Below are 18,977 nucleotides of genomic sequence, written 5' to 3' on the forward strand. Positions count from 1 at the left end.
TCAGCGGTCCACCAGTTGAATGCGGTAGCAGAGCGTCAAAGTAAATAGAAGCACTTTTTTTACCCTGCCAATGCATTTACCCTGTTATATCCAAAAAAGTTATGTTTCAATAGCGCCCTTTTTGAGCAACTCGTTAATGCTTCGATGAACATGACTCTTTGGCTACGCTGGCGCTTTCCTTTCCTGTTCTTTCTAATGGGGGCAGTGGCTATTGCTTTTTGTTCGCAGCCTATCCGCCACTACCTGTTCAAGAATGAAGTTGAGAAGCGACTTGAAAACATCCATAAGTTCTACCAAGAAAGATACCTGAATGTAGGGCATGAATTACAAGCGTTGATAGGCGAGCTCAACTTTACCTGCACATCGCATGATATCGCCCTACTGCGCGAGACTATCGAGCAGTCGACAGGCATCCAGCTGCTGGAGCTCCAGACAGCAGAGGGCCATTGCTCGGTATATGGCAACAACGTGCCGTTGATAAAACACTTTGATAATCCTGTCGAAATCATCTTGCACGAAGCTGTTGATTTCAGCTACGACGTTGCTCCGTATCACAACCATCGCCTGAAGGTCCACTACCGGCTTCAGGAAGCCAGCCTGATCCTCATTACCGAGCCAGTGCAAAATGTTTTCACCCGCAGTGAGGTTTGCTCAAGCTGCACCGCCATCACCTTAAGTCGTGGCGGCGAAGAAATTCAAGTGTATCCGATGCAGAGCACTGAAACCTACTTTCCTATTGCCAGCCAACCCTTTGGCCCTAACTATGCCATAAATGTCTATGCCACTGAGCAAGGGATCGACTACGTGACAGAGCATGACCTGTTCCTTACCCAGTTACTGCTGTTTTTTATGTTGCTGTCTGTCAGTTTGATGATCGGGCTGTACCGAACCCCCGAGCGGACGTTGAAGGAAATGATATCCTTCGGCCTGCTCAAAAAGGAGTTTGTCCCTTTCTATCAACCGATTATCGATACCCGTACCGATTCGATGGCCTGCTGCGAGGTGTTGATACGTTGGCAACGCGCAGACGGGGAGCTTATTTCTCCTAATCAATTTATCCCCATCGCTGAACACAATGGTCAAATCAAGCTACTGACGCAATATATGCTTGAGCAGGTTATTGACCAATTCCAGGACGAGTTCTTTGTCAACAAGGGGTTTTACGTCAGTATTAATGTCACCCCGCAACAACTGGAGGACGACGAATTTCTCCATACGACAATCAACTTGCTCAAACAGCGCAATGTCCCTGCCCACAGGCTGGCATTCGAGGTAACAGAGCGGATCCCATTTAAGAACTTGGCGAAAGCCAAGAGCATTATCCAGCAGCTGACAGACTTTGGCATTTCGATCAAGCTTGATGACGCTGGTACCGGTTATGGTGGCTTTAGCTACCTACAAAACCTGCCAATCGATACATTGAAGATCGATAAGATGTTTATCGACACTATCGGCACCAATGATGTTAAGTCCAACATACTTGACTCAATCATCCTGTTTGCCAAACACGCAGGCCTCAAAGTCATTGCCGAGGGGGTTGAAACCGCAGAACAGGTTGCCTACCTGCATCAACGTGATATTCACCTGATGCAAGGCTTCCATTTTGCCAAGCCCATGCCGTTCAGTGAATTTAGGCAGTATTTACAACAAGATCTGCAGAGTTCGTCGAGCTAATTTAGCTGTGATATTAATCAACCGATATTTTTTTGCGCAACTTTAATTGTTATTTTTTGCAGAAACTCTAAAATTGCTCGGTTACATTCCTATAGCACCTGTCACCGCACAGGCTAGGATAAATTAATTAGTCTTGCTGCTAACAAGCAGCAAATGACGCAGTAAAGGATACGACATGATTCAAGTAGTTGGTCACAAAAACCCTGATAGCGATAGCATCTGTTCAGCACTTGTTGGTGCTGCTCTTCTTAAAGCTCGTGGCGTTGAAGCTAAAGCTGTTCGTCAAGGTGAAATTAACCGTGAAACACAGCACATTCTTCAGACAGCCGGTGTTGACCAGCCTGAAATGTGTACAGGTGTTGCCGGTGAGAAAGTTTGGCTTGTTGACTACACTGACTTGGCACAAGCACCTGACGACATCGCAGAAGCAGAAATCGTAGGTATTGTTGACCACCACCGTCTAGGTGACGTGATGACAGTTAACCCGCTTGAAGCATGGATCTGGCCGGTAGGTTGTACTTGTACCATCATGTTCAACCTGTTCAAGATGGAAAACGTAGAAATCACTCGCGAGCTTGCCACACTGATGATGTCGGCTATCCTGAGTGACACTGTTGGCTTTGCGTCTCCAACTTGCACGCAAAAAGACAAAGATGCCGTTGCTGAACTAGCTCCACTAGCGGGTGTTGAAGATCTAGACCTGTTCATCAAAGAGCTACTGATCGCTAAAACTGACATCCAGGGTCTATCTGCTGCAGAACTTGTTGAAAAAGATCTGAAAGCGTACCCGTTCAAAGAGCGTAACGTTGTTGTAGGCCAGATCGAACTTGCAACTCTTGAGCAAGTTGAAGATATGATTGCCGAGCTTGAAGCCGATCTTCAGCGTCGTTGTGACGAGGAAGGCCTGGCAATGGCTGCCCTAATGCTAACTGATATCACTACCAGCACAACGCGCTTGCTTTACAAAGGTGAATGGAACGAGGTGCTAGATGCCTATGCTAAAGACGGCATGCTGATGATGGAAAACACCCTAAGCCGTAAGAAGCAAGGCTGGCCATGGCTTCAGCAAGTACTTGCTTGATAGCTGGTACCACTGTTATTGGAAAGGAACGCTTCGGCGTTCCTTTTTTTGATCTCAACACACTGCAAGCAAGCTGCTGCCCGTTAGCGCTTCACGGCGGTGGTTTCATTCAAAATATCGGCAAAATGAGAGACGAACTCGCGGCCTATCAGCTTGCCTTCACGATAATCAATTTCCAGATCATCTTTGCTGCTAAGTAGTGCACGACTCTTCAAGCTTTTCTCAGGCGCAATCTGAATAACCTGCAGACCGTCAGGCGGTGACAACATGAACTCGTGTGCATCTTGGTAGGTGGTATAGTAGCGGTTTAGCATATCGATGACTTCCAGGCGCTTGCTGTTGCCTGTAAGTGAGAGAAAACGCTCAATATTGTCTGCTGAAAGTAAGCTCCAGCCCTTCCCTTTGCTCGCTGGTGTTCCCGCCGCGGCAGCCTCTGCTTGTTCAGGCTTGAGTAATAGCTCTTTCTCGCGCCACCCCAACTTCCAACTCTCGAACTTGGTCGTAAGCTCACCATGAAGCGCTTTCACCTTATCAATGGATTGGTTCAAGCTAAGCCGATCGATATATTCAGGCAGGGCAATTTCTACTTTTCCGCGCCAATCATTAAACAGACGGCTTTCATCTTGTGGCAAGGCAACAGGTTCCGTCCTGACGACGACAACAAGATCTGCCCCTCTCTGCCATGCCTCCCTCACTGGCACGGCGGCACTGACACCACCATCGACCCACTCCAAATCATCGAAATTAACAGGTTGGTTGTAGATCACCGGTATGGCACATGAAGCCCGCAATACCTCACACCAGTTTTTCTCATACATAGGCATGTAAATGTCACATAAGGTATCTTTGCGAGTGGCACAAGCCAATGCGGTCCGGTGCTGAAGGACTTCCCGGGCAGTAATAAGATCTAGCGGAATAGAGCCTTGTGCACGAACCTCTTCCAATGCCCAGTCGAGGTTCATTGATTTCTGTTGGCTTAGGTATTTGTATAGATTGAAGAATTCAGTGTCAGTCGTAAAATTGGTAATGAACTGATACCCGAAACGGGGCTGACGGCTGATAAAAGAAGAGAGGTTCAGCGCTCCAGCAGAGGTGCCGATATAAAGTTCAAACGGGTCGAAATCGCTCTCTAAAAACGCATCAAACACACCGGCCGTAAAAATGCCACGTTGCCCTCCCCCCTGAACAACTAGCGCTATCTTTTTCTTTCTTGCACTAAGCAGCTGGCGCGAAAAGTTGTTAATGGAAGGTAAATCAAACGCTTTTAAGCTAAACGGTAAGTGATTTGTCATACTGCTAAACCAATCCTACTAGATTCCCTGGCAGACAGTATACCTTCCTTAGTTTGATTAAACCTTAATTATAAGTTTATTCTTTTGTTTATTAATATTTTACATGGTTACAGAGACGAGCCCAAAGCCCAGCAGGACTGTCATGGTAATAATTGCAGTGCATATTGCTAGTTTCAAATCAAAGTCCATAATAATCCCCTTCCCCAGAAAGCAATCTTAACAAATTATTAACCCTATTTTAGGGGGAGTTCAAGATTCTGGCTAATGAAAAAGCAATAATATAAGAAAGCTGTCACACTTATACTTGGGTTTGCGCTAATGGATAATGGTATGAAAATTGGACATTTATTGATCACTGCCACTGGGTTGTTGACCGCATCATGGGCGGCATCGGCGAATACTATCTATGTGACACCGTATGTTGGATACACCTTTTCGAATTCAGTAACCGATGACAATGGGACACAAATAGCCCCCGACGATGACCCGCATTACGCAATCAGTATCGAGACAGACTTGGATAATGGGCGCGTTGGCCTATTTGTCAGCCACCTTCCGACTGGTTACGAGAATTTTTCCAATTCCGGCTCTTTTACCTACGTTCATTTCCAGAGTTCATTGCGTTTCAATACCTTTGAGCACTTTGATACCTATCTTGGCGCAAGCATAGGCACAACCATAGTCGATGCCGACTGGAGTGATCAAGATCTTGTTTTCTCAGGTGGTTTTCTGGGTGGTCTCGAGTATAAATTTACGCCCAATTTCTCGGTCCTTCTTGAAGGCCGCTGGCTGGCAAATCTCATGGAAAGTGATACGACGACCATTTGTCACCTGCCCGAAGGTAACCAAACCTGTAAAATCAGCGTCGATTCTGAATGGTTGACCCAGTTCCAGACGAACCTCGGTTTCACCTACGCGTTCTAACCTCTTCGGCTAGTTAAGAGCAGTAGCTCCCCCGTTAGCACCAGCGAAAGTCTTCGCTGGTGTGCTGATACCCTAATTTAGGGCCATTTTTTAGACATTATCATTGTGTTTGTAAAATAATATTTCCAACCAAGCAGTTTCCCTCTAGGTAGTTTTTTACACCAGCATGAAAACAATCCCCCTCCTCTTGTCTGGCATCTCTATAAAAACCAATAATTAACAACTGGTCAATTTTACAGTTACAACACCACACTCTATTGCTTTACATATTTACTCTAGTTAATCTCGTCCCATCAGCGTGGTCTTACCTTTCAATTCTCACGCTAAGTATCGATATTAATTGGAATAATTCTCTGACTAATCCTATTTCTATAGTGATTTGCCGTACATAAGGAGATGTGTATGAAACGTGAACAATGGGGCTCGCGCGCAGGATTCATCCTTGCTGCAGTTGGCTCTGCAATCGGCCTAGGGAACATTTGGCGATTCCCATATATGGCTTACGAAAATGGTGGTGGCGCCTTTTTTGTTCCCTATCTTTTTGCCATGCTCACCGCCGGCATCCCATTTATGATTATGGAGTTTAGCCTAGGTCATAAACTTCGCGGGGCCGCTCCGAGAGCTTTTTCCAAGCTCGGGGTTAAATATGAGTGGTTGGGGTGGTTCCAGGTATTTATCGCGGCCATTATCGCGGTCTACTATGTGGCAATTATCGGCTGGGCGATTTCTTACCTGAGTTACTCTTTCACCCAAAGCTGGGGGACTGATACCAATGCCTTCTTCTTTGGCGAGTACCTGCAACTGGGTGACAATACCCCAAGTCAGCTTGGTAGCCTGCAAAGCCATATTGCCATCCCTATGACAATTGCTTGGGCTATCACCTTTGCTGCCATATTCACAGGGGTAAAAGGGGGTATCGAACGCGCCAGCAAAATCATGATGCCGCTACTCTTTATCATGGTACTGGCTTTGATTGCCCGTGTCGTATTCCTGCCAGGGGCACTGGACGGCCTCAACTACCTGTTCCAGCCAGACTTTAGCAAAATCATGGATGCAAAAGTATGGTCTGCAGCCTACGGCCAAATATTCTTCACCCTGAGCGTTGGCTTCGCCATCATGATCGCTTACTCAAGCTACCTGCCAGAGAAGTCTGATATCAACAACAATGCCTTTATGACCGTGCTGATCAACTGTGGATTCTCGATTACTGCAGGGGTCTTGATCTTCGGAGTACTCGGCTACATGGCGCAAGAGCAAGCAAAACCAATCACCGAAGTTGTTTCGGCAGGTGTAGGCTTGGCATTTGTCACCATTCCGGCTGCAATTAACCTATTGCCGGCGCCGTTCATCTTAGGGCCATTGTTCTTCTTGGCCTTGGTCGTTGCTGGTCTTAGCTCGCACATTTCAATTATCGAAGCGGTAACGTCCGCCATCATCGATAAGCTCAATATCAGCCGAAAAGTGGCCTCCTCTTTGGTGTGTGGCATGGGCTTTGTTGTTTCAATGGCATTCGCCACCAATGGCGGGCTGCTGTTACTAGACTTGGTTGACTACTTCATTAACAACGTTGCCTTGCTGGCAAGCTGTCTTGTGGAACTGGTAGTGATTGCTTGGCTGCTGAAAGTGTCTGATATACGTAGCTATGTGAATAACATTTCTGAATTCAGCATCGGCAAATGGTTTGAAATTTGTATCCGCTTCCTCAGCCCAGCCATGCTGGCGGTTATTCTGGGCACCAACCTGGTCAATACCTTCAACGACGGTTACGGCGGTTACGCAGTCTCTGATCTGTTGGTATTGGGCTGGGGACTTGTAGCAGCAATGTTTGTTGTTGCCGTCATCATCAATGCTTCATCTAAACCACAGCCACAACAGGAGGCCAAGCTATGACAACAGGCGCAATCATTATGATGCTTTTCGGTTTGGGTATCACCTGGGGTGGCGCAGCTTACTGCATTTCCGTCGCGATGAAAAAGCACCACTCGTAAAATTCTGATTAATTAACCTACAAGGAGGCGTATATGCCTCCTTTTTTTTCCGCAAAGAATGCAGCAAATGTGTTAACAATGATCCATTCTCATAAAGAATTCTTTTCCTATTTGCAATCAGATAGCTACAATCGAATCGTCTAGATAGGGCGACACATAACATATAACGCAGCATATTCGCGCTAAGTCGCCAGGTAATTGTCAGCTACAAAGCCCAATGAAAACAAATAATCAAGGAACAGAAATGAAGTTAGCAGCAGTAATTCTCTCAGCGGCCCTCATCCCCTCAGCCGTCTTGGCAGCACCCGCAAGCTGCGAAAGTGAAAAATACCATCAGTACATTGATGCTTCCCTCAACTGGTATGAAGACCTTGTGGAACTAGCGGTAGAAAAAGAGCCAAGCCTAGACGAAGTGGGCCAATGGTTTCTCGAAGGGCGCAAACACCACTTTGAACTAAACCGTGATGCCTTTGACTGGTATCTTGCAAACGACAGGGAAAAATTGGCCCTGTCTTTACCCGTAGAGTCCTGGCTCAATCTGAGCCAGAAAGATGTGAAAGCGTTATCCGAGCAAGATTCAGAGCTAGGCAAGGCGGCGAAGCTGGCCTTTGATGACAGGCAGAGTAAGCCGCACCCACAAAACTACGCATTGCGCAGTGCCTTCGCCGAACTGTTGACCCACCCAGGGAACATTGAAAAGCCCCTAAATACCTACAACGAAAAAATGACCGCGATAGCGGCTATTGAATGCCAGTAGCGATAGCCTAAAGGCCCAACCACTGAGCTGGTGTTTGGGCCGTTCGCCAACAACTCAAATTGCATATTCGTTAATATTCATATACCGTGCAATATACAGCTATCAGCACTGCATATTTTTTGCACCGAATTCCTGCAATTGAAAGGATCCAAGATGATAAATCGGCACTTGAACGCACTGTTCCTGCTCATTCCGGCGGTGTGCATACCTAACCAGGCCCAAGCCAATCCACCTCAACCATGGTCGGCAGGCTTTAATGCCGATATTTCCTTGCTGATGGGATATTCCGAGAGCCGATCGCCTTTCAATACCGATAACAACAGTACCATTAGCGATTATGGTAAGGCCGAATCCCAAAGTAATGCCTTGATCGCTCCGCTCGGTACCATCAGCTATACCAATGATGCGCTCAACAAGCAGTTCTATTTCGGTACTAGCCGCTCGGATTTGGCATTTGGACGCTTCCATATTGAGCTGGGGTATAAGCATAAACTGGACGATAACGGCACCTTGATACTGAGTTATGTCCCCGGCCTGTTAACCGCCGAAACCTGGCAAGACCCGTACCTGCTTGATCAGGCACGCGCTAAAACTGACAGTAAAATCAGAGGAGTGCGATTCCAATACAACCAAATCCTCGGCAGTCATTTTTCACTCGAACTGGCGGGTGGCAACCAAGATATCGACCACGAGAACAGCGGTGCTAGCCAGCCCAAGCTAACCGATGCACAAAAGCAGTCACTCGACCGCCAATCTGACATTTACTTCGCCCAGTTAAGTCACCTTTTGCCAATAAACCGGGCTCAGGCATTGCGCTCGGCTATTCGCTATACCCGTGACGATGCGCAAGGTAGTGCAATGGCCAGTGATAATTATGGTGTTGAGCTCAGTCTGGTGCACCACTTTAACAAGGCCAATTTTGCCCTGACGGCAAGCTACAACTATGTTGAGTTTGACGCAACGAATCCAATATTCGAGCGTACTCAGCAGGATGACCGCTGGGGCGTATTCTTGGCAGCCCAGTACAACGAGCCCATGGACTGGAAAAACTGGAACCTAGTCTCGCTAATAGGCTATAACCAAAGTAACTCCAACATCACTTTTTATGATGAAGATAGCTTATTATTCACCGTGGGTATGAACTACCGATTCTAATTTTTTTTCGACAGCAGCGGCAAATTGCATTAAATTAGCTGCAATTTGCCGAAATAGTTACAAGTTATTAATCGTTATGGCAGTAGTGGATCACAAAAAAGCCGATGCGACCCAAGAGTCGTTGCATCGCATTTTTACAGTGCCGGAAGCACCAGAGTCGACATTAGGTCGGATCGAAAAAGAGATATCAGAAAACCTGAATGTGTTTTTGCAGACGCATATTGCTGCCCGGGAGAAACCCCTGGCTGAAATCGAAAAAGACTTTTCCTCCGCGGATATCCCAGAGAGTCCTAGCTTTGTTTCTGATCATACCCATTTCCTCTTGGACAAACTGGTAGCCCAGTCGGTACATACCTCTGCACCGACGTTTATTGGCCATATGACCTCGGCCCTACCCTACTTCTTGATGCCGTTGTCCAAGATCATGATCGGCCTCAATCAAAACTTGGTGAAGATCGAGACCTCCAAGGCCTTCACGCCGTTGGAACGCCAGGTTCTGGGAATGCTGCATAACCTGATTTACCGCGAGAATGATGCCTTCTACCAGCAATGGATGCACAGTGCTAACCATTCGCTGGGAGCATTTTGCTCAGGAGGGACTATCGCCAACATCACCGCTCTGTGGGTAGCACGCAACAGTGCACTCAAACCCGATGGTGATTTTAAAGGTGTCGCACAGGAAGGCTTGTTCAAAGCCATGAAGCATTATGGCTATGAAGATCTTGTCGTACTGGTCTCTGAACGGGGTCACTACTCGCTCAAGAAAGCCGCCGATGTCCTTGGACTTGGCCGAGATTGCCTGATCCCTATCAAGACCGATGGCCACAACCGTGTTCGGGTCGATGAAATGCGGGCCAAGCTCGAAGAGCTTAAGCAGAACCAGGTTAAAGCCTTTGCTATTGTCGGGGTCGCTGGCACCACCGAAACAGGCAATATCGATCCGCTGGAAGAGCTCGCTGATCTCGCTCAGGAATATGGTTGCCATTTCCACGTCGATGCCGCCTGGGGGGGAGCGACCCTGATGTCCAATACTTATAGGCCGTTGCTAAAAGGGATCGAGCGGGCTGACTCCGTCACTATCGATGCCCACAAGCAACTGTACGTGCCTATGGGTGCCGGTATGGTAATCTTCAAAAACCCAGCCTTGATGACCGCCATCGAGCATCACGCAGAGTATATCCTGCGTAAAGGATCTAAAGACTTAGGTAGCCATACTCTCGAAGGGTCGCGAAGTGGCATGGCGATGTTACTGTATGCCAGCCTCAACATCATCAGCCGCCCTGGCTATGAAATGCTGATTAATACCAGCATCGAAAAAGCCCAGTACTTCGCATCGCTTATCAACCAGGATTCTGACTTTGAACTGATCTCAGAACCCGAGCTATGCCTGCTGACTTACCGTTATGCACCAGCCCGTACTCAGGAAGCACTGAAGCTTGCAGATCCAGAGCAACGCGAAGAGTTATTGGCCGCCCTGGACGATATGACCAAGTTCATCCAGAAACGCCAGCGTGAATCAGGTAAGTCATTTGTCTCTCGTACCCGAATCACACCGCAAGCGTGGGGCCGCAGGCTGACAACCGTGTTCCGTGTTGTACTCGCCAACCCGCTTACCACGGAGCAGATTTTGAAAGACGTCCTCGAAGAACAAAAGGACATCGCCAAACAGAGCTTGATCAGTTTCCCTAAGATCAACACGCTGACTGAGAGTATTCTCAACCAGCAAGTTACACTCTAGCACTGCCCCCATCAATCAAGATCCAGCCTGGCAATAGCCAGGCTGGCTTGTTTTGCACCCAAGGACATAGTGAAATATTTCGTCATAGCTTGCGTTAAAAACAAACACTTCCCCACCAAAAGAGCCAGCAAAACAATTAACCGCTTGATAATCCAGCCATTGCCAGTACAAATTATAACCAAACAGTATTTTCCACTAGTAGAAAACGGTTCTCTAGCGCATTAAAATACAAACAATTAGCAATACAAATGAAACCAAATAATAACTTTTGGCCATTAAATGCAAAAAAATAAGTGAACGCAGTATTTATATGACAGTTCGCGCTGTTAATAACACGTAATAACTTTTGATCGAGATCAATAGAAATACCGAAAAATAGGCGCAAAAAAAGCCGGCACCCATGGGATCCCGGCTTAGTTATTACAAAATATTTCAGGCATTCAATGCATGCTTGCCGGATTATTAGTCACCCGCAAACATGTAACCTTCACCATGCACCGTAACAAAAATCTGGGGGTTTTTCGGGTCAACTTCCATCTTCGAACGCATACGGCGGATCAACACATCAATAGTGCGATCATTTGGTGCTTCGACGCGGTGGCTAAGCATATTCAAAATACGCTCGCGGCTTAAAACCACATTCGGGTGAGAAGAAAATGCCACCAGCAGCTCATACTCAGCCTTGGTCAATTTGACAGGTACGCCATTGTGGGTCAGGGCGCGCTTATTGATATCAAACTGCCATTCGCCAAAGCGGATAATGCTGTCTTCTTGCATCTCTACAATGGTTTCATCACGTGCTTTTTCGACTAGAGAGATACGCCACAACAGGTTTTTCACGCGTACTAGCAGCTCACGCAGCTCAAACGGCTTAGTGACATAATCATCAGCCCCCATCTCTAACCCGACAATCCGATCAATGCTGTCTGTACGGCCGGTAACCAAGATGATACCCACCTCTGAACGGCTCCTCAGCTCACGGGTCAGCATTAAACCATCTTCACCCGGCAGGTTGATATCAAGCATAACCAAATCGATCTTTTCGCTGGCCATAATCTCACGCATTTGGGCGCCACTTTCGGCCTGGCTGACCTTATATCCCTCATTTTCAAAGTACCCGACCAGCTTGGTACGGGTAACAATTTCATCCTCTACTACAAGTACGTGATGACTCATTTTTTTCTCTTTATGTCTTATTTACTGTTCTTTAAAACGTTAGCACAGGAGGCAGCTATTCACAATTTGTCATAAACCCGCAAATTCTGTTCACTGCCACCCTTAACCTTATTCACATCGTGGAATTAAGATTACCCCATAAAAATTTATACGTCACCGTAGTTTACGGCAGGCATTCATTCTAAATTGGAATCTTCCACTATGAAAAAACTTTGGCAAATGTTGACTAAGCCTAGCAGCAAGTACTCGATTCTTGCGCTGGTCTTGGTTGGTATTGGTATCACTTTGGCGGGCGTTGTGACCGTTCATAAGAGTTTCGAATTCGCTTCTTCAACCGAATTCTGTACTTCTTGTCACACGATGCAGCAGAACTACGAAGAATACAAACAAAGCATTCACTTCAAAAACGCTTCAGGTGTCCGTGCCGAGTGTGTTGACTGTCACCAGCCAAAAGATTTCCCAGGCAAGGTTCAGCGTAAACTTGGCGCTTGGAAAGACGTGTACAACCACTTCATCACCAAGAAAATCGATACCCCAGAGAAACTGGAAGAGCATCGTCTCGAGCTGGCTACCATGGTTTGGGATCGTATGAAGAGCCAGAACTCAAAAACCTGTAAGAGCTGTCACTCGTACGATGCAATGGATCACACCAAGCAGTCTGCACAAGCCGCTTTCGAGATGAACAAAGCCGCTGCTGAGGACATGAACTGCATCGAATGTCACAAAGGTATCGCCCACGAGCTGCCAAACATGGCCGGTGGTTTCCAGAAAGACTTCGAAGAGCTTCAAGTAAAAGCCGACGCGCAAGGTGCAGTCGCTGACAAGCTTTACTCTCTAAGCGAAAAGAACATCTTTGCCGTTGCCGATACGAACAGCCCGGTTTCTGGCAACCTGCTACCAGCTTCAGAGGTGACGGTGCTTGAACGTGATGGCGATATGCTCAAAGTGAAGATTGATGGCTGGCTAGAGAAAGAAGGTCGCGGTCGCGTACTGACTGAGTACATGGGCAAACGTGTATTCAAGGCAACAATCCGTGGTGATGTGAAAGCATCCGAACAACTACTCGAAGAGCAGACCGATGCCTCTACCAACATTGTGTGGCAGCACGTTTCGGTTGAAGGTTGGATCACCAAAGATGACATGATTGATGACATTCAGCCAATCTGGAACTACGCCGAAGGCATGTACGGCTCAACATGTACTGCTTGCCACGCAGCCCCGGCTCCTGGCCATTTTACTGCAAACGGTTGGATCTCAAGCCTAAACGGCATGAGCGCATACTACCGACTAAGCAAGACTGAAGAGCGCACCCTTCTGAAATACCTTCAGAACCACGGCAGTGACACAGGCGGCGCTGGCGCACATTAATTCCTGTTAGCAGAGGGGGAAGACGGCTTCCCCCTCCCATGCAAAAAAAGAATTCAAACTTAAGGAATTGCTCAATGGCAACTCAAATTCTAAACAAGGGCGTATCACGCCGTCGCTTCCTTTCTGGCATGGTTGCAGCAAGTGCTGCGTCTGTTGTCGGGACAAGCTTGCTAGCTCCTCGTAAGGCAATGGCAGCAACAGAAACCAAAGCTAGCTTCACGGGTGAGGTTCTGTCTGGTTCTCACTGGGGTGCATTCCGTGCCAAAGTCGAAAACGGTGTATGGGTCGATACCGTTCCGTTTGAGAAGGACAAACACCCAACAACCATGATCAACGGTGTGCGTGAAGTGGTATACAACCCGGCACGTGTGAAATACCCAATGGTTCGTCTTGACTGGCTAAAGCATGGCTACAAGTCTGATACGACCCAACGCGGTGACAACCGTTTTGTCCGTGTTCCTTGGTCTCAGGCGTTGGATTTCTTCTACCATGAGATGGAACGTGTCCAGAACAACTACGGCCCAAGTGCTCTCTATGCAGGCCACACGGGTTGGCAGTCAGTAGGTAAGCTGCACTCTGCCGGTACCATGATGATGCGTGCTATCGGTCTACACGGTACTTACCTTGGTAAGATGGGGGACTACTCTACCGGTGCTGCGCAGGTGATTCTGCCTTATGTTGCTGGTGCAATGGAAGTTTACGAACAGCAGACCTCATGGCCACTTGTACTTGAGCACTCTGATACCATCGTAATCTGGGGTTCGGATCCGGTTAAAAACCTGCAGGTAGGCTGGCTGGTACCTGACCACAGCCCATACGCCTACTTCGAGCAGTTGGCTGAGAAAGTTAAGAACAAAGACATCAAAGTCATCTACATTGACCCAGTTGTTTCTGACACCCAGAAATTCGTTGGTGGCGAGCAGGTTAAAGTTAACCCGCAAACAGACGTGCCACTGATGTTGGCTATTGCCCATACACTTTACAGCGAAAACCTGTACAACAAAGAGTTCCTGGCTGACTACACCACAGGTTTCGACAAGTTCCTGCCTTACCTGCTCGGTGAGAAAGACGGTGTTGCGAAGACACCGGAATGGGCTGAGAACATCTGTGGCGTGAAAGCCGACCAGATCCGCGAGCTGGCTCGCCAAATGGCTTCAGGCCGTACCCAGATCATCGGTGGCTGGTGTCTGCAGCGCATGCAGCACGGTGAACAGTACGCGTGGATGCTAGTAGTTGTCGCTGCGATGCTAGGCCAGATCGGTCTGCCGGGCGGTGGCTTCGGCTTCGGTTGGCACTACAACGATGCGGGCTCTGTGACTTCTGCTGGCCCACTGATGTCTGGTTTCTCAGGTGTGACAGGGGTTGATCCAATCCACAACGGTTCGTACAAGGGTTACTCAAACTTTATTCCTGTTGCCCGTTTTGTCGACTGTATCGAAAACCCAGGTAAAACCATTGAATGGAACGGCCATTCAGTGAAATACCCTGAAATGAAAATGGCGATCTTCTGTGGTAACAACCCGTTCCACCACCATCAAGATCGCAACAAGATGATCAAGGTATGGCGTAAACTGGAAACTGTGGTTTCAGTTGAACACCAGTGGACGGCGACCTGTCGTTTTGCCGATATCGTTCTGCCAGCGACGACAACGCACGAGCGTAACGACATCGAACAGTACGGTAACCACTCTAACGCCGGTATTATTGCCCTACCTAAAGTTGTAGAGCCAATGTATGAAGCGAAAGATGACTTCGATATCTTCCGTGAACTATGCCGTCGCTATGATCGCGAAGAAGCCTTTACCGAAGGCAAGTCACAGATGGAGTGGATTGAGCAGTTCTACAACGGTGCCCGCCTACAAGGACGTGGTATCGGTGTACGTATGCCGAACTTCAAAAAGTTCTGGGAAGAAGAAGGCTTCCTTGAGTTCCCTGCGGGTACCGAGTGGGTACGCCACGAGTCATTCCGTAAAGAACCGGATCTTGAACCACTAGGTACGGCAACAGGCCTTATTGAAATCTACTGTAAGACGATTGCCGACATGGGCTACGATGACTGTCAAGGCCACCCAATGTGGTTTGAGAAAACCGAGCGCAGCCACGGTGGTCCTCGTTCAGAGAAATTCCCTCTGAATATGCAGAGTACTCACCCGAAACACCGCCTTCACTCGCAGCTGTGTTCTTCGACTGAGCACCGCGCGACTTACGCGGTGGCTGATCGTGAACCTGTTTACATCAGTACCGAAGACGCTAAAGCCCGTGGCATCAAGTCTGGTGACATCGTACGTGTATTCAACGACCGTGGCGAAGTTTTGGCGGGTGCTGTGGTTTCCGATGACTACATGTCCGGTGTTTGTCGTATCCACGAAGGTGCATGGTACAGCCCGCTTGAAGGCGGTAAGCCGGGTACCATCTGTACTTACGGTGATCCGAACGTACTAACTCAGGATATCGGTTCTTCGAAACTGGCTCAGGCAACCATCGCAGCCTCAGCGCAGGTAGAAATCGAGAAGTACACAGGTAAAGTTCCAGCAGTGACCGGCTTCCACGGCCCGACTGCAGTGACAGACATTAACCCTCTGTTCCCTGCAATGGATCTAGAATAAGTTAATAGTCGCCAACATCTATTCAGGGGCTTCGGCCTCTGAATAGTTTTTTGCTTTTATTACAGTGTGTTTAAAAAACCTATTCACGTATAATAAATGCATCATTTATTCTATCTGAATATGTTTTCCATACGTCTACGTTTGCTAGCCGTATGCCTTGATTTGGAGTGATCATGAAAGAATTTATTGCTTTCAACGAACAACGCGCAGAAATTTATTGGTGGATGTCATCCCTCTTCGCTCGTGAACTTACCGAGCAGGACATCGAACAGTACCGTGGTGGCGAAATGGTCACTTTCCTGTCAGGTCTGGCAATGACGCCTGAACTGAAGCAACCCGTTGAAGCATTCCGTGCAGCATTGAACCGTTTGGAAAGCCGTGAAGATGCCCAGTTAGAGCTTGCGGCTGACTTCTGTGGCCTGTTTCTCAGCACCCCAAAATCCGGCGCCCTACCCTATGCCTCGATGTATGTCGGCAAGAGCGGCCTGATGAATGACAAGCCAGCACAAGACATGAACAAGCTGATGGAAGAATACGGCATTGCCCAGCGCAAAGAGTTCAACGAGCCGGCCGACCACCTTGCTGTCGAATTGGATTTCATGGGTAACCTCATTATCATCGCCAACCAGCAAGGCTCAGAAGAGCAGGCAGAGCCGATGATGCAGGCGCAGTTAGACTTCATCAACACCATGCTGCTTAATTGGCTGCCAGCCTTTGCCGCAGAAGTAAAACAACGCGATCCGTTCGGCTTTTACGCAGCCGCCGCAGAAGTACTCACCGCCTTCTGCCACTTGGACGTTAAGTTCCTAAAGGGCGAAGAACAATAAACCTGACTGGCGTTAGCCAGCGCATCAAAAACACTATCTCAAATTTTGCCGGCATATGGATTGCCGGCTTTTTTATGTCGTTAACGGTTAAATAGTCCAAAAATAAATGCATTAGCCTGCTTGTTCAGTTCTTATCCAGCATACATGACACAATACTGACATTCCGCTCAGGGAGCTTTTATACATTGCAGACATAGCAATGATAACGACCAACAAAGGTTAATTTATGCAAAACAGCAAAACGCGTACCCAGCAACAACCCAATACTGTATTGAGCCTAATGAAATATGCTCTTCCTCTGCTGCTCGTGACCTTGTTCGCCTTCAGCCCAGCGTCAAAGGCAAGCGACGCAGCAACGGATACCGTTGCCAGCCAGAAAGAAGTCACGCATCGTATCAATGCTATTCAGCGTGATCTGGCCAGCATTCGCCAGCAGACTCTTCAGGCAAACCCTGAGCTAGTCGAACAAGCCAAGGCGTTCGAGGCAGCCTACCAGGCTAAAGCCAAAGAAATTGGTTACAACCCAGATGAGTTCATCAACCAAGCACAAGAAATCCAGGATAAAGTTCGCAACGCCGAAACCAGCGAAGAAGAGCGCGAGGCCTTGATCAAAGAGTTTGCCGCCGCCAAACGCCAGTTGGCAGAGCAACGTGAAAGCATTCTTGCCGATGAGTCATTAATGGCGCTACAGGAGAAGCTTCAGTCCGATACCTTTGCCGCGATGAAAGCCTTCGATCCAAAAACTGAAAACTTAGTGAACGAGCTCAACACCCTGCTTGAGTCACTTTGATCAGCAAGCCAGGATAATACCGCAGCCGACGGCTGCGGTATGGTTTTATCGACCGTCAGAAAAATTACTCATATCAATTCCCATCTCCTCGGCGACTTCCAACCAATAGGGTTCGGCTTCGCACACACAGCAGTCACACCAGTCCGCTATCCCTTCATGCATACTCATTTTTTCTTGCTGTACGCCGTTGTCGCTTTCCGGAATACTTAACTGTTTATTCGCTCTAGCCATACATCCTCCGTTCCTGAGTACTTCCTTTACGATAAAGCAGATACAAAAAGTATAGGGAAATACGCGCCCCCTTCGTAATGACCAAAGTCTCAATGACAAAAAGGGCGGCATTACTGCCGCCCTTTGCCTTGGGTTACTCACTGTTTATCAGGGCTGATTGGCAGGAATCATGTCAGGTTCATCTGTCATGTTTCGGGTCACGTAAACCGCTAGCAGCAGTGCACTAAAGCCCCCAACCAACTTACCGGCTACAACAGCAGAAATCATGTCGCTATTCACGGCAGCGGTGAAACCAAGATGATCGCCGAATACAAAAGAGCCACACACAGCAAAGGCGACGTTAATCACTTTTCCGCGGTTATCCATATCTTTGAAGATATTGAACATTGCAATATTGTTTGCCATGGTAGCGACAAGGCCTGCCGCTGCAGTTTCTCCCATGCCCATCGAACTACCCAGCTTAATAAGCGGTTTGTTCAAGTGCTTGGTAATAAAGTGAACCATTGGGAATGCACCGGCTAAAACGATGGCAATCGCTCCGACAATTTCGATACCGTCAGAAATCGGTGCCATACCGGGGATCAGCACCACGCCGGTCAAGGTTTCGACGACAATCGCAGCCAAGGCGATAGTAATAACGGCAATAACACCTTTACCAAACACTTCAAAGCCTCGGATCATCGAATCTGGTTTTAGCCACAGACCAACAGCAATCAGTCCGGCCACAATCACAATAGGAACCAAATTGCCCAAAATCATTGCCATATCAAAGCCGGCGACCAAACCACCAACGAAACAGCCGACGGGAATAGTGATCATCCCAATCAGGACACCTCGTGCTAGATATTGAGTGTCTTCTTTTTGGATGATCCCCAACGCAACAGGGATAGTGAATACCAATGTTGGCCCCATCATCGCCCCGAGGATCAGGCCAGAAAACAAGCCTGCCGCCTCGGTTTCCGCCATGCTTTGTGCCAGTGGATACCCACCCATATCATTAGCCAGTAGCGTACCGGCAAACATCGCCGGGTCCGCGCCAAGTGCGGTATAGAGCGGCACCACAACAGGGCTAAGCAAATTAGCCAAAACAGGTGCCAGACTGACCACACCAACCATGGCCAAGGCAAGTGCCCCCATCGCCATGAAGCCTTCATCAAATTGCTCTCCGTAGCCCCAACGGTTGCCGAGTACTTTATCTATAGCCCCCAGCACCATAAAGCCCACCATAATGTATAGAATGATGTCATTCATGATGTACCTTCCTTATCCCAAATAATGATTTACATCAGTTGCAAGTGATGGCTACTTTTTTCAAGGTGTAAGAAGCCCGCCCTGTGCAGCTGCATACGGCTAAAACGTGGAACGTAAAT

Annotated in this window: 16 protein-coding genes; 12 read left to right on the forward strand and 4 right to left on the reverse strand. The window is 48.0% G+C overall.

Annotated features, from left to right (window positions below; translation table 11 throughout):
- The first annotated feature begins 150 nt into the window (after positions 1-150).
- Positions 151-1,674 carry an EAL domain-containing protein gene (locus PTW35_RS10395; RefSeq protein WP_281024921.1) on the forward strand — a complete coding sequence of 508 codons (1,524 nt, stop codon included), beginning with the start codon at positions 151-153 and terminating at the stop codon, positions 1,672-1,674.
- 175 nt (positions 1,675-1,849) lie between these two features.
- Positions 1,850-2,755, forward strand: a complete 906-nt coding sequence (locus tag PTW35_RS10400) for a manganese-dependent inorganic pyrophosphatase (protein ID WP_044623524.1) — start codon at positions 1,850-1,852, stop codon at positions 2,753-2,755.
- An 83-nt stretch (positions 2,756-2,838) separates the two neighbouring features.
- Here PTW35_RS10400 and PTW35_RS10405 read toward each other — a convergent pair whose 3' ends face one another.
- Positions 2,839-4,047: a patatin-like phospholipase family protein gene (locus PTW35_RS10405; RefSeq protein ID WP_281024922.1), complete on the reverse strand. Its 1,209-nt coding sequence runs from the start codon at positions 4,045-4,047 to the stop codon at positions 2,839-2,841.
- Between the two features lie 330 nt (positions 4,048-4,377).
- On the opposite strand from PTW35_RS10405, the gene PTW35_RS10410 reads away from it, so the two are divergent.
- The 6 genes from PTW35_RS10410 to panP all read left to right on the forward strand — a co-directional run bounded on the left by PTW35_RS10410 (position 4,378) and on the right by panP (position 10,609).
- Complete coding sequence (locus PTW35_RS10410) at positions 4,378-4,971, forward strand: hypothetical protein (RefSeq protein ID WP_281024923.1); 594 nt, start codon at positions 4,378-4,380, stop codon at positions 4,969-4,971.
- 402 nt (positions 4,972-5,373) lie between these two features.
- Complete coding sequence (locus PTW35_RS10415; RefSeq protein WP_281024924.1) at positions 5,374-6,861, forward strand: sodium-dependent transporter; 1,488 nt, start codon at positions 5,374-5,376, stop codon at positions 6,859-6,861.
- Positions 6,858-6,959, forward strand: a complete 102-nt coding sequence (locus PTW35_RS10420) for a MetS family NSS transporter small subunit (RefSeq protein WP_107291674.1) — start codon at positions 6,858-6,860, stop codon at positions 6,957-6,959. The genes PTW35_RS10415 and PTW35_RS10420 overlap by 4 nt, the downstream gene beginning before the upstream one ends.
- 244 nt (positions 6,960-7,203) lie before the next feature.
- The gene (locus PTW35_RS10425) at positions 7,204-7,716 is read left to right on the forward strand and encodes a hypothetical protein (protein WP_281024925.1); all 513 of its coding nucleotides are present in this window, start codon (positions 7,204-7,206) and stop codon (positions 7,714-7,716) included.
- Between the two features lie 153 nt (positions 7,717-7,869).
- Positions 7,870-8,871 (forward strand): DUF2860 domain-containing protein, encoded by a 1,002-nt coding sequence (locus PTW35_RS10430; protein WP_281024926.1) that lies wholly within the window; start codon positions 7,870-7,872, stop codon positions 8,869-8,871.
- Positions 8,872-8,947: 76 nt separating this feature from the next.
- A complete protein-coding gene (gene panP, locus PTW35_RS10435; RefSeq protein ID WP_281024927.1) occupies positions 8,948-10,609 on the forward strand; it encodes a pyridoxal-dependent aspartate 1-decarboxylase PanP in 1,662 nt (553 codons plus the stop codon).
- A gap of 462 nt (positions 10,610-11,071) precedes the next feature.
- Here the strand turns inward: panP and torR are convergent, their stop codons facing one another.
- Positions 11,072-11,785: a two-component system response regulator TorR gene (gene torR / locus PTW35_RS10440; RefSeq protein WP_281024928.1), complete on the reverse strand. Its 714-nt coding sequence runs from the start codon at positions 11,783-11,785 to the stop codon at positions 11,072-11,074.
- Between the two features lie 201 nt (positions 11,786-11,986).
- Between torR and torC the strand changes: the two genes are divergently transcribed.
- From torC to PTW35_RS10460, 4 genes are all read left to right on the forward strand, one after another.
- The gene (gene torC / locus PTW35_RS10445; RefSeq protein ID WP_281024929.1) at positions 11,987-13,153 is read left to right on the forward strand and encodes a pentaheme c-type cytochrome TorC; all 1,167 of its coding nucleotides are present in this window, start codon (positions 11,987-11,989) and stop codon (positions 13,151-13,153) included.
- 74 nt (positions 13,154-13,227) lie between these two features.
- Positions 13,228-15,759: a trimethylamine-N-oxide reductase TorA gene (gene torA / locus PTW35_RS10450; RefSeq protein ID WP_281024930.1), complete on the forward strand. Its 2,532-nt coding sequence runs from the start codon at positions 13,228-13,230 to the stop codon at positions 15,757-15,759.
- 173 nt (positions 15,760-15,932) lie between these two features.
- Positions 15,933-16,586, forward strand: a complete 654-nt coding sequence (gene torD / locus PTW35_RS10455) for a molecular chaperone TorD (protein ID WP_281024931.1) — start codon at positions 15,933-15,935, stop codon at positions 16,584-16,586.
- A 226-nt stretch (positions 16,587-16,812) separates the two neighbouring features.
- The gene (locus PTW35_RS10460; protein WP_281024932.1) at positions 16,813-17,376 is read left to right on the forward strand and encodes a hypothetical protein; all 564 of its coding nucleotides are present in this window, start codon (positions 16,813-16,815) and stop codon (positions 17,374-17,376) included.
- A gap of 45 nt (positions 17,377-17,421) precedes the next feature.
- On the opposite strand, the gene PTW35_RS10465 is transcribed toward PTW35_RS10460, so the two are convergent.
- Positions 17,422-17,607, reverse strand: a complete 186-nt coding sequence (locus PTW35_RS10465) for a hypothetical protein (protein WP_281024933.1) — start codon at positions 17,605-17,607, stop codon at positions 17,422-17,424.
- 147 nt (positions 17,608-17,754) lie between these two features.
- Positions 17,755-18,858 carry an ethanolamine utilization protein EutH gene (eutH, locus tag PTW35_RS10470; RefSeq protein WP_281024934.1) on the reverse strand — a complete coding sequence of 368 codons (1,104 nt, stop codon included), beginning with the start codon at positions 18,856-18,858 and terminating at the stop codon, positions 17,755-17,757.
- Positions 18,859-18,977: the final 119 nt, after the last annotated feature.

The sequence above is a fragment of the Photobacterium sp. DA100 genome (genome assembly GCF_029223585.1).
Lineage (GTDB): Bacteria > Pseudomonadota > Gammaproteobacteria > Enterobacterales > Vibrionaceae > Photobacterium.